General features: G+C 61.6%; 8 protein-coding genes. 2 read left to right on the plus strand and 6 right to left on the minus strand.

The features are described from left to right. Nucleotides 1-247 precede the first annotated feature (247 nt). On the plus strand, nt 248-1,873 hold the full coding sequence (gene treA / locus BLU85_RS09145; RefSeq protein WP_092198049.1) for an alpha,alpha-trehalase TreA: 1,626 nt from the start codon (nt 248-250) through the stop codon (nt 1,871-1,873). 156 nt (nt 1,874-2,029) lie between these two features. On the opposite strand, the gene BLU85_RS09150 is transcribed toward treA, so the two are convergent. Continuing rightward, nucleotides 2,030-2,983 (minus strand): sensor domain-containing diguanylate cyclase, encoded by a 954-nt coding sequence (locus BLU85_RS09150; RefSeq protein ID WP_092198052.1) that lies wholly within the window; start codon nt 2,981-2,983, stop codon nt 2,030-2,032. Between the two features lie 3 nt (nt 2,984-2,986). Beyond that, complete coding sequence (locus BLU85_RS09155; RefSeq protein WP_092198055.1) at nt 2,987-3,985, minus strand: response regulator; 999 nt, start codon at nt 3,983-3,985, stop codon at nt 2,987-2,989. 368 nt (nt 3,986-4,353) lie between these two features. On the opposite strand from BLU85_RS09155, the gene BLU85_RS09160 reads away from it, so the two are divergent. Next, nucleotides 4,354-6,726 carry a putative bifunctional diguanylate cyclase/phosphodiesterase gene (locus BLU85_RS09160; RefSeq protein WP_092198058.1) on the plus strand — a complete coding sequence of 791 codons (2,373 nt, stop codon included), beginning with the start codon at nt 4,354-4,356 and terminating at the stop codon, nt 6,724-6,726. Between the two features lie 10 nt (nt 6,727-6,736). Here BLU85_RS09160 and BLU85_RS09165 read toward each other — a convergent pair whose 3' ends face one another. From BLU85_RS09165 to BLU85_RS09180, 4 genes are all read right to left on the minus strand, one after another. Continuing rightward, nucleotides 6,737-7,174 carry a type 2 periplasmic-binding domain-containing protein gene (locus BLU85_RS09165; protein WP_092198061.1) on the minus strand — a complete coding sequence of 146 codons (438 nt, stop codon included), beginning with the start codon at nt 7,172-7,174 and terminating at the stop codon, nt 6,737-6,739. Between the two features lie 11 nt (nt 7,175-7,185). Further along, on the minus strand, nt 7,186-8,418 hold the full coding sequence (locus BLU85_RS09170) for a porin (RefSeq protein WP_092198064.1): 1,233 nt from the start codon (nt 8,416-8,418) through the stop codon (nt 7,186-7,188). 93 nt (nt 8,419-8,511) lie between these two features. Next, nucleotides 8,512-10,374 carry an ATP-binding protein gene (locus BLU85_RS09175; RefSeq protein ID WP_092198067.1) on the minus strand — a complete coding sequence of 621 codons (1,863 nt, stop codon included), beginning with the start codon at nt 10,372-10,374 and terminating at the stop codon, nt 8,512-8,514. A gap of 393 nt (nt 10,375-10,767) precedes the next feature. Continuing rightward, nucleotides 10,768-11,721, minus strand: a complete 954-nt coding sequence (locus tag BLU85_RS09180) for an MBL fold metallo-hydrolase (RefSeq protein ID WP_092198070.1) — start codon at nt 11,719-11,721, stop codon at nt 10,768-10,770. Nucleotides 11,722-12,037 lie beyond the last annotated feature (316 nt).

The raw sequence follows: 12,037 nt of genomic DNA on the forward strand, positions 1-12,037 counted from the left end.
GTTGTGAGCGCGCGGCTGCCGGGACCGGGGCTCTCTTTTTTGTTGTAGGCCAGTGGTGACCTGCACCCATGACCTTGGCCCGAAACTACAGGCTGAAAAAAATATTGGCAAGACCAATTAGTAAAAATATAGATTGGACTGACCAGTTTGGTCTGGACATCGTCCGGCACTGCATCATTGACTGAACCCAGGTCCATCCCGGCAGGTCACTCGTTCGTCAGGAACGAAAAACAGGACGGACCCCTTGATGCGACCTATTGAGCTCACCAGCCTTTCCTTTGCCACGCTGCTGTGCGTGGCCTGTTCGAGCCAACCGCCTGCCACCTGGAGCTACGTCGACGCCCAGGGACGGGCCAATCTTCCCCCCGACCAGGCCTACCCCGAGCTCTTTGAGGCGGTGCAGCGTGGTCAGGTGTTCACCGACCAGAAGCATTTCGTGGACGCACTGCCCAACCGTGATCCGGCGCAGATCCGCGCCGACTACCTGGCCCGACGTGACCACGACGGCTTCGATATCGAAGCTTTCGTGAAAGCCAACTTCATCGAATCTGGCCAAGCCGAAAGCCCGGCGCCCAAGCCCGGCGCTCCGATCCGGGAACACATCGACAACCTCTGGCCGATCCTGAGCCGATCCTACAGCCAGGTGCCGGCCTACAGCAGTTTGTTGCCCTTGCCGCAGCCCTATGTGGTACCTGGCGGACGCTTTCGCGAGATGTATTACTGGGATTCGTATTTCACCATGCTGGGTCTCGAGCAAAGCGGCGATAAGGCCCAGGTCCGCCAGATGACCGATAACTTTGCCTACATGATCGACACCTACGGCCACATTCCCAATGGCAATCGCACCTACTACCTGAGCCGGTCGCAGCCGCCATTCTTCGCCTACATGGTGGAGTTGCAGGCGCGTATCGAAGGTGACCAGGCCTATGGGCGATACCTGCCACAGTTGCAGAAGGAGTATGCCTATTGGATGGCGGGCGCCCAGGCACTCAAGCCCGGTGCTGCGGATCGGCACGTGGTCAAACTCGCCGATGGCAGTGTGCTCAACCGCTATTGGGATGCCAGCCCGACGCCTCGACAGGAGTCCTGGTTGCAAGATGTCCGCACCGCCGAGCAGGCGCCGGACCGGCCCAAGGAGGAAGTCTGGCGTGACCTGCGCGCCGGCGCCGAAAGTGGCTGGGACTTCAGTTCGCGCTGGTTGGACGATGGCCAGAACCTGGCGAGTATCCGCACCACGGCCATTGTGCCCGTGGACCTCAATAGCCTGATCTATCATCTGGAACAGACCATCGCCAAAGCCTGCGAGACGGTGCAGAACACACCGTGCGTCCAGGCTTACGGCCGGCGCGCCGAATTGCGCCAGCGGGCCATCGAGCAGCACCTGTGGAATGCCGACAAAGGTTTTTACGTGGACTACGACTGGCAACGCCAGCAACAACGCCAGCAGCTCACGGCCGCGACGCTTTTCCCGCTGTTCACGGGCCTGGCCAGCGCCGAACATGCCCATCGCACCGCCGATGCGGTCCGTGATGGCCTGTTGCGTGCCGCAGGTATTGCCACCACCCAGGTCAGCACCGGCCAGCAGTGGGACGAACCCAATGGCTGGGCGCCGCTGCAATGGGTCGCGGTGGAAGGGCTGGATCGCTACGGGCACACCGCGCTGGCGCAACAGGTAGGCGGCCGCTTTTTACAGCAGGTCGAGAACCTCTACCGCAAGGAAAACAAGTTGGTGGAGAAATACGACCTGTCCGGACGGGGCGACGGCGGGGGAGGTGGCGAATATGAATTGCAGGACGGCTTCGGCTGGACGAATGGGGTGACGCTCAAGTTGCTGGGTAAGTATGGCAAGACTTCCTCAAACCTTGGCGAGTGAATGCCAATGAACCCATGTGGGAGCGAGCTTGCTCGCGATGACGGCGTCAGCCATCCTCAATGCTGCTGAACCATCGCTATCGCGAGCAAGCTCGCTCCCACAAGGGAGGTGTGGGGGCATCAAGTCTCACCGTCACCCTGGAAGAAAGTGGGTTCGTTAATCATGCACTGTCACCCGATTGCGCCCGGTCTTCTTCGAGGTATACAACGCCTGGTCGGCCCTGGCGATCAGCTCGGCGTGGTCGTTCGAGGGCTGGCTCAGGTCCGCCACTCCCAGGCTGACGGTGAAGCGGATAGTCTGGTCGTTGAACTGCACTTCCAGCGCTTCGATAGCCTTGCGCAGGCGCTCGGCGAAAATCTGTGCGCCGGCCTTGTCGGTGTCCGAGAGCACCACGCCGAACTCTTCACCGCCATAACGCCCGGCCACGTCGGATTCGCGCACATGTTCGTGCAGCAGCCTGGCGACGTGCTCGATGACCTTGTCGCCAGCCTGGTGACCGTAGGTGTCGTTGACCCGCTTGAAGTGATCGATATCGAGCATGACCAGGCTCAACGCATGGCCGTAGCGCTGGTACCGGGCGAAGGCGGCTTTCAGGTTGCTCTCCCAATGACCGCGGTTGTACAGCCCTGTCAGCTGATCGGTGCTGGAGAGTCGTTGCAGCTGTGCGTTGGCGGCCTGGAGCTGATGCCGGTTGGTGGCGACGTCGGTGACGTCATAGATCACCAGGCAGATATGCTTGATGGTGTTGTCGGGCGAGCGCAGCGGTAACAGCGTGGTGTTCTGGTACATGAACGCTTCCTGGCCGGTGATCGGCTGGTAACTCTTGAAGCGCATCAAGTACGGCCGCTGCTCCCAGACCGTGAACGCTGGTGTGCCCAGGGTCGCGACGCTTTCTACCTTGCGGCTGAACCATTGGCGATCGATTTCAGGGAACAGGCTGAAAAAATCCTGGTTGTGCGCGTCCTTGGGCTGCACTCCGGAGCGGTTCTCCATGAAGGTGTTCCAGACTTGCACGCGGTACTCGCGGTCGAGCACCACCACCCCGACGTCAATGCTCTGAACGATGGCCAGCAACCAGTGGAATTCGTTCAGATCGATGGATTCGCTCATGGCTCAGTTCATCAGGTAGGCGAGTTTGTGGGTCAACCGTTCGATGGAGTCCTCTGTGAACAACAGCAACAGGTCGAAACGAATATCGTGCCCTTCCAGGCTGTAGCTGATTTCCACCGCCAGGGTCTTTTTCCAGTGCTTGCTGTTGTCCCGGATCAGTTCCTCGATGGCCGCGTGCTGGCCGAGAATCTGCGGGTGGCCTTGGGAAAACACCACGTCGATCTGTTCGGCAATGCTGCTCAGGCACGCGCCGATCAGCACGCTGGAAAGGTCCAGCAACATCTCCAGGTCCGAATAGTCGGCGCTCTGGCGCTGCATCAATTGCGCGATGTCGGCGACTTCCGAGTCATGGAAGATCAACAGGGCTTCGCCAGCGATGCCGCTGCCGATAAACCCCTGGCAGATCGCGGTGAGTTGCTGGGAGCTGCCGACGTCGTTCAAGGCCATGTGCAACTCCCCGACCTCGAGGAGGTTCACGTTCGGCACCGGCAATCGCACGAAGACCCCCAGCACCTTGGCGATCAGGGCCGCTGCCCGGCCGATGGCCACGTTGACCGTCTCGCGGAACACATCGTGGAAACTGATGGCCGTGTTCGTGGCCGAACGATTCTGCAACGGCACCTGGCTGGGTTGGGCCAGTAGCCCCAGCCGCGCCAGCGTCTGGCGCAGGTCGTTTTCATCAAAGGGTTTTTTCAGGAACGCCAGCGCGCCCAGTTCATGCACGCGGCGCACCGCCTCATCCTGGACGTCACCGGAAATCACGATGACCTGCGCCTTCAATCCCTCGTCGCGCAAGGCGCTCAACACTTGGTAGCCATCCATTTCCGGCATGGTCAGGTCGAGCAGCACCACATGCCCCAGGCCCTGGCGTATGGCGTCCATGGCCTGGCGCCCATTGTTCGCTTCGGTGACCGAAACCGGCCAGTCTGTCGGCAGTGCACGCAACACCTGTTTGCGCGCCATGTTGGAGTCGTCACACACCACCAGGGGAATCAACGACACAGGAATGACCGTGGGTGGCCAATGGCAGGGGAGGAGGGGCTACTGACATCATTCATAGGCTTGCAAAGACCCTTTGAGTTTACGAACCGGGTTCATCAAGCTTAGCGTCCTGCACGAGAACTGCGGGGCTCGGTTGCATTAGAAACTGGACCAATAAGTCAAAGGCGTCAACTGCACTTCGTCATTCACACCCCACGCAAAGCCGCGATCGGCGTGCGATTGGCCGTGGCGGGCACGGTTTGTGGTCTATAGTTTTCAGCAGGTCCGGAATCTTTCCGTGCCGGCGATCAGGGACTGCGCACGCCTCGCGCCGTAGCTGCATCGGATACCCGCAGGCCGTCAGCAGTGAACAAGGCAGGGAGCACACCATGGCGATCCAACGGGCGAGTGTAATGACGTCGGCCCTGGATATCGTCCATCGTGAAAACGCCTTGGCCGATGTGACGAGCCATTGGTTTCGGCGCGTTTTCGATCAGGCCAGGGAAGCCTACATCCTGTTTCCGCTGCTGGCTGTCCTGCTGTTGGTGGTCATCTGGGCGGGCACCCTGTACCTGATCAAGGTCGAACAGGCCCGGGCGCAGCAGGCGATCGCCGAGGCGAGCCTGGAAGTCGGCGCCACCTACGAAGCGCAGATCCTGCGGGCTGTGCGTGAAATCGATCAGACCCTCAAGCTGGTCAAGTACACCTACGAGTCCGAGCGGCAGCCCAACCCGCTGCCCAAGCTCAAGGCACGCGCCTTGTTGCCTTCTCCCTACTTGTTCGACGTCAGTGTGGTCGACGCCGGCGGTCGGGTCGTCGCCAGTACCCAGCCGAGCGAAGCCGGAAGCCGAATGGCCAAGGATGAGCTGCAAACGCTGGGCCCGGACACGGCGTTGTCGATCAGCCGCCCGTGGAAAACCCCGGTGACGGGGGAGTGGAAGTTGCGTTTCAGCCGACGGCTCGATGGTGGGGATGGCGCGTTCGCCGGAATCGCCATGGTCGAGGTCGATGCCGCCTATTTCGTCAGCAGTTATGACGCCTCGAAACTCGGCAATCAAGGTTTGCTCGGCCTGTTGGGTAGTGACGGTGTCTTTCGGGCACGGCGCAGTGGGGAGGAGGTATCGGCCGGCGAATCGATCGATTACGCAACCGTGGTCCCGGACACTGAAAGCACCGAAGCCGTACGCGCAATCAATGCGGGGGATGGTGTGTGGCGCTACACCAGTGCCCGCCAGCTCTACGACTTCCCACTGGCGGTGATTGTCGGGTTGTCCGAGGAAGAACAACTGGCCGCGGTGAACCAGCAAGCGCGTACCTACCTGTGGCGCGCCACGGGCGGCAGCCTGGTGCTGGTGTTGCTGGCGGGGCTGCTCGCCCGGATGAGCTGGCAACTGGTGCAAAGCCGCTTGCGCGCCGGCGAAGCGAAAATTGCCTACGCGGAAAGTGTCGAGTACCTGGCCTATCACGACGGCCTTACGGCCTTGCCCAATCGCAGCCTGTTCAGCAAGCTGTTGAGCCAGAGCATCCGCGAGGCCAGCCGTTATGATCGGCAACTGGCGGTGCTGTTTCTTGACCTAGACCGCTTCAAGCAAGTCAACGATACCCTGGGGCACGATGCCGGCGATCAACTGCTCAAGGAGGTCGCGCTGCGCCTCGAGGCGTGTCTGCGCGGCAGCGATACGGTGGCCCGATTGGGCGGCGACGAATTCGTGATCTTGCTGCCGGAGCTGTCGCAGGACAGCGACGTGGCGACTGCCGCCCAAAAAGTCCTGACCGCCATTGCCCGGCCCTTCAACCTCCAGGGCCAGGAGTTCCGTGTGACCGCCAGCGTTGGTATCAGTGTGTTCCCACAAGATGGCCTGGACGAGCAGACACTCAAGAAAAACGCCGATATCGCGATGTACCAGGCCAAGCAGTGTGGCAAGAACAACTTCCAGTTCTATTCCGCGAAGTTGAACGCGGACTCACTGGAACGGCTGACGCTGGAGCTGAGCTTGCGCCACGCGCTGGAGCGCCAGGAGTTCCAACTGCATTACCAGGCCAAGCGGGACATTTCCAGTGGCCAGATCACCGGCATGGAAGCGCTTCTGCGTTGGAATCATCCCGACCTGGGAATCGTGGCGCCCATGCAATTCATCCCGGTCGCGGAAGAGACCGGTTTGATCGTGCCGATCGGCAAGTGGGTGCTCAAGACGGCCTGCCGGCAGAACGTCGCCTGGCAACGACAAGGGCTGCCACACCTGGGGATCGCTGTGAACCTCACGACACGGCAGTTTGCCGATGAGAACCTGCTGACGGACTTGGCCGAGATACTGGCCGAAACCGGTATGGACGCGCGCCTGTTGGAGCTGGAGATCGCCGAGAGCCTGCTCATGCAGGACGTCAAGAGGGCGTTGGGTGTGTTGACCGGCCTCAAGCGCCTGCAGGTCCGCATCGCCATCGATGATTTCGGGATCGGTTATTCGTCGCTCTCCGCGCTCGAGCAGTTTCCGCTGGATGTCATCAAGATCGACCGCTCGTGTATCTGCGATACCAGCAGCGTGTCGGAAGACAAAGCCCTGACCGAGGCCATCATCGCGATGGGCCGGACCCTCAGCCTGACCGTGGTGGCCCAAGGCGTGGAAACCAAGGAGCAGGCCGATTTCCTGCGGGACAATGCCTGCGATGAGTTCCAAGGGTTTTACTTCAACAAACCGGTGCCCGCCGATCAGTTCAAGCTGTTGCTGCAAGCCCAGGCGGCCGACACGGAGCCCGGTACGTAGAGGCCCGTACTCATTGCGACTCGAGCGGCAGTGCCCTGACGCTGCCGTCCAGCTCCCGTGCCTCGATATAGCCGATGGTGTCGGGGTTCTCTGCGATACGTTTCTTGACCTCCGCCCCGTTCGAAACCGCCTGCGGCGGCTGGCCCCTGCCAGTGAAGATGATTTTCGACCAATGCGCCTTGAGCTGGGCTGCGGACTTGCCGGTGAACGTAGTGTAGAACTCATCACGGGTCGGTGAGTCTTCTGTCTGGTCAATGGGAATCGCCTGTCCGCCGCCGGGAAAACGACTGGCCTTGCCCAGGAAAATATCCGCCACCTGATTGCGCGCGAGCGTCTTCACCGGGCTGGACGCGGCGACGACCACCACCACGTCGGCCTTGACGGCAACGCTGGCGGCGCACAGGGCGAGCCCCGCCATGGCGAATCCGATGAGTCTCACAACCCACATGGCCTGCTCCATCAGAAGACAAAATCAACAGCCAGGCTGATGACGTTGAGCGAACCCCCCGACGTGAAATCCGGTTGGGGGTTGATCAACGGACCGACCGAGTTGCCCTTGAAACGTGTGTGATCGAATTGCACTTTGGCGTCCATGTTCTTGGTGAAGTCCCAGCGCATACCCAGGGAAAGGGTCTGCTGGCCTTCGTTAGAGCCCAGGATGCTGTTGAGCGCACCGTTGAGTTCGGCGGCAGTGCCCGCCAGGGCCGGCGGCAAGGCCGATAGCGTCAGGCCCGGGCTGGAGACTTCTGTTTCGGTCCTGGAGCGCGCGTAGGTGACATAGGGGGTGAACGCTGCGATGCGGTACCCGCCGCTGATGTACCAGGCGCTGGTCCTGCCCAGACCGGAACGGCTGTCCAGACGCCCCCATTCACTCATGACGAACCAGTCGCCTGGATCGTAGCTGGCACCTACGCCGATAAAGTCGACGGGGGTGTCATCGGAATCGTAGCGATCGGCGATGGCGATGCCTTCCGGACCGAACTCCCTGAACGTATCGAAGAGTGAATTGAATGGCTCCAGGGTCAGGTCGGCCTTCATGTAGGTGATGCGTGTGGTGAGGACACCGAGCTCGGTGGTGTTGGTGACCCCCCAGAGATTTCTCGTCAGCGCCTTGCCGGTCCCGTCGGAATCGCGGCTGTCGGTCTGGCCGTAGTGGGCGTGCACCGTGTTGGTGATTTCATCGACTCGAAACCGGTAGCTGCCATCGATGCCGTCGCTGCTGGAGATCGGCATCAGGCTGTAGACCTCCATGGGCGCCCGCACCCAGGGCAGGGTGTAGCCCACTTTGCGGGTGTCGGACACCAGGAACGTCGGCAACACGGTACGGCCAATGCGTGCGTTGAAATCCGGCGTGAACTGGTACTTGATGTTGGCCCACTCGGCGAAGGGCCGGTAACTGTTGTCGTAGCGCTGCTCGGAAATGACCTGCACCACCGCCGACAGTTGCGGGGTGAAGGTGGCGGTCAGTTGGGCGCCTATCAGGCTGTCGACGTCGGCGCTCCAGTTGCGCGAATGCCCCGCGCCGTTGGGCTTGAAGATACTGGACGTGAAGTCGGCTTTTTTCTCGCTGGAATGAACGATCCCCACCGTGCCGAAACTGCTCAGCGAGAACATGTCGGCTGCGTCGGCACTGGCGCCGCCGGCGTACAGCGTCACGACTACCAAGGCCAAGGTATTGGGCTTTTTCACCATGGGGGTCAAGGTAACCTCGTTGCGTGGATCGCCATTCGTCTGTTCCTTGTAACGTTGGCTGAAGCTGTGCGTTATCACGCGCCGAAGCGTAGCCTAGATCGCCAGTTTGAGCGTAAAGGTCGCTCCCGTTCCCGGGCCATCGCTATGGGCCTCCAGCGAGCCGCCCATCTCCATGGCCGCCAGGACGCAGCTGTGCAGGCCAAAACCATGGCCATCCTTGCGTGTGGTAAAGCCATGGGCAAAGATCCGCGTCAGGTTCTCGGGCGCTATGCCCTCGCCGTTGTCGATGACCTTGATCACCAGGGTGTCTTCTTGGGGAATCTCGCTCTGAAGGATGATTCGAGGGGGCGGCTCCGGCCGATCATCCATCGCCCTGCTGGCGTTTTTTATCAGGTTGATCAGGATCAGCAGCACCCGGTGCTTGTCCAGTTGCAGCAAGGGTGTTTCGGCCAGGTTTCGCACCACGGTGATCCGATGCGCCGCGATGATGCCGGCGTTCATGCGCAAGGCATCCTCGATCAGGTCCTTGATCTGCACGGTTTCGGCAAGGCTGGAGGTGCCTGCGTAAGATTGTTGGGCGGCGACGATTTCCTTGATGTGATCAACGCTTTTGCTCAGTTGGCCGAGTTCTTCGGTCATGCTCTGTTGCTCGAGCGCAAGCGCGTCCACCAGTTGGTTCAGGTAGCCGGGCAGCAGCTTGCCTTTCTCGTCGTGGGAGATGAAATCGCCGAGGTCATCGGCGTGCTCGTTCATCATTTGCACCGCCTTACCGAGCCCCAAGGCCTTGCTGGTGCGCAGCTTGCGGGTGACCAGGTCGGCGGAAATATTCACGCTGTTAAGCACATTGCCCACGTTGTGCAGGACGTTGGTGGCGATTTCGGCCATGCCGGCCTGGCGAGCGGCGGCGGCCAGTTGAGCCTGGGCTTCGGCGGCGCGCAAACGGCTCTGCGCCAGTTGCCAGCTCATCCGGGCGAGCACGCCCACCAGCAGCACCAGCACCAGGCTGCCGCCCGCCGCGCGCCAGAGGTAGGTACGCGCCTGCTGGTTCACCGCGGCCAGTTGTTCTTCCTCTGACAACCCGACAATCACCGCCAGCGGAAAGTCGTAGAGCTGGCGGGCACTGGTGTAGCGCCGCACCCCGTCCCAACCATTGACCGAGAGCACCGCCTCGGTGTTTTCCGCGTCCGGCACCACTGCCGTGTAATCGACCGTATCGCCGGCCAGTACCGTTTCTCCGGTACGCCGCACGCGGAAGAGGCCGTCAGTGCCCAGCAACCCGAGGGCACCCTGTTCGCCGAGTTTCGAGGCGTCGTAGCTACTGACGAAATAGGCGGCGTCGACCTCGACCCTGGCGATTCCGGAAAGCGTGCCATCCGCGGCATCGAGTCGCCGGCTGAAGCGCAAGCGCCATTCTCCGGTGATTGGACTTCTCCACGGATGGCTGATGGACAATGAGTCGCTGTGCCGCAGTGTCTGCTGCTCATTCGGGTCAGCGATATTTTCCCGGCCGTTGACCTGCGTACTCGCCACGAGCCTGCCGTCCGGGTTGACCACGCTGACATCGAACACCAGGGCCGGCGGTAACAAGGCCCGCTCCTGGAGCCGGCGAAGGGGATTAGGCTCGGCCTCGGTCTCATAGGTGTATTTGACCAGCTTGAGGGTTTGATCGATTTCATGGATGGCGCGCAACATTTGTGCTTCGTAGGTGGCGCCCATTTCCAGGCTGGCCGTCGCGGCGCTCTGCTGCGCGCGAAGATGTTCGACCTTGATCAGGTAGAGGGTGGCGCTCCAGATGGCCAGCAACAGCAGGACGGCCAGCAGCGGGAACAGGATGTAGGCTTCCTTGGCTTGATCGAAGGCGCGCCGAAGCACGCCGGCCTCGGTATGGTCATCGGCCTCGGCACGATGAGCAGTGCCAGGGGCCAACCTCAGTGTCTCAGGCCGCTGGATCGGCATGGTGTGCTCCCTGCATTGTTCGACCGACGGCTGGTGGGCGTCGGCGCGGTACGGCTCGAGGGGTGTAGCTCCTGTTGGCCCGAGCGAAAGATCCTGGGATCTGTCAGGAACTATAGACCACAAACTCTGCATGCCAATGTGCGAAGGTGGGCCCGATCGACTGGGACACTGAGGATTTTGTGGTGAGGGGATTTTGTGGGAGCGAGGCTCCCCTCTCCACAGGTTTGCAGGCACTGCAAAACGAGTTCGACTGGATCGGTGGGGGCGTGGCCTGATGCTCGGCATGGAAATCGTCGACCCGCAGGGCACTCCCGATGTACAGGGTCATCCGCCGTTGATCATCGGGCAGGGGCCGGCGTCCGGCGTGGACGCTGGCCTAGATCCAACGGGCACTCAGTAGTCCCAATAGGCCGCTACCCAATGAAAGGCGTCACCGTCGACCGCCACCCGGCCAACGGAGGGGAATGGCAGGTGAGTGGCGACCAGCAGTTCACCGGACGCCGCCGCGTCTCGCATCAGGCGGACCCGAACGCGGACCGATTCTTCAGGGTCATGTTCAAAGCCGTTGTGCCAGTCGGGGTGGTCGAAGGCGACCGGGAACAACGCATCGCCGGCGAACGTCAAGCGCTCCTCGCCGCAGGTCACGTGGACCACGCTGTGCCCTGGCGTATGGCCGCCGGTGCGCTTGACCAGCACGCCCGGGGCAACCTCGCAGGCTTCCTCGAAGGTGCGCAGCTTGTCGTGGTACTCGTGCATGAATTGCTCGGCGGTGGCGCGCAGTACGTCCGGTACCGGCGAGGGCATGGAGGTGAGGGAGAAATCCGGCGCCGCCCAGAACGCTACCTCGCTAGCGGCCACGTGGATCCGCAGGTCCGGACGCAGCCGGCGCTTCACCTCATCGACCAGCAGCCCGCCAATGTGGTCCATGTGCATGTGGGTAATCACCACGTCGGTCACCGACGCCAGATCGATACCGGCGGCGGCAAGGCGCTTGGGAAACTGCCCGGCCCGCGGGAAACCGGGGAACTGGCCGCCGAGCCCGGCATCGACCAGTATGGTCTGCTCGCCGCTACGTACCACCAGCACGTTCAACGCCCAATCGAAGGCGTCCGGGCCCAGGAACATGTCCTTGAACCAGGCCGCGCGGGCGGCTGGGTCGGCATTGGTGGACATCGTTGCGGTCGGCAGGGGCAACACCCCATCGCTGACCACCAGTACGTCGATCTCGCCAATCTTCAGCGCATAACGTGAAGGGACCAGCTCCTCGTACAAGGTAGCGTGCAAGCTCATGTGTGAATCCGGATGCATTCCATCCTTTGCTGCAGGGGCGTTCAAATGCGTGGTCATGGTCGTTCTCCGAAGGCTTGGCTCAAGGGCTTTGGCGAAAGCCACCTCTCTGGGCATGAGAAAGTGGCCGTCGCTGGAGAATGAGTCTGCATCGCGCCGGACCACGTTCGATACCATACGTGGGTATGTTGTGCAGGCGCTTTAGCGTGATGGCCCCCAGCAAAAGGTATGGGCATCCAGTGAGCTGGGGAGACGGCGGCACAGGCGCCATTGATACAACTGACCCACGGCCATCGCGAGCCAGCTCGCTCCCACAGGGGATCTGGGTGTTCATGACCTTTGTATGCAACGCAGGGCCCTTGTTGTGGGAGCGAGC

It is taken from the genome of Pseudomonas sp. NFACC14 (assembly GCF_900106885.1).
Classification (GTDB): Bacteria; Pseudomonadota; Gammaproteobacteria; order Pseudomonadales; family Pseudomonadaceae; genus Aquipseudomonas; species Aquipseudomonas fluorescens_AA.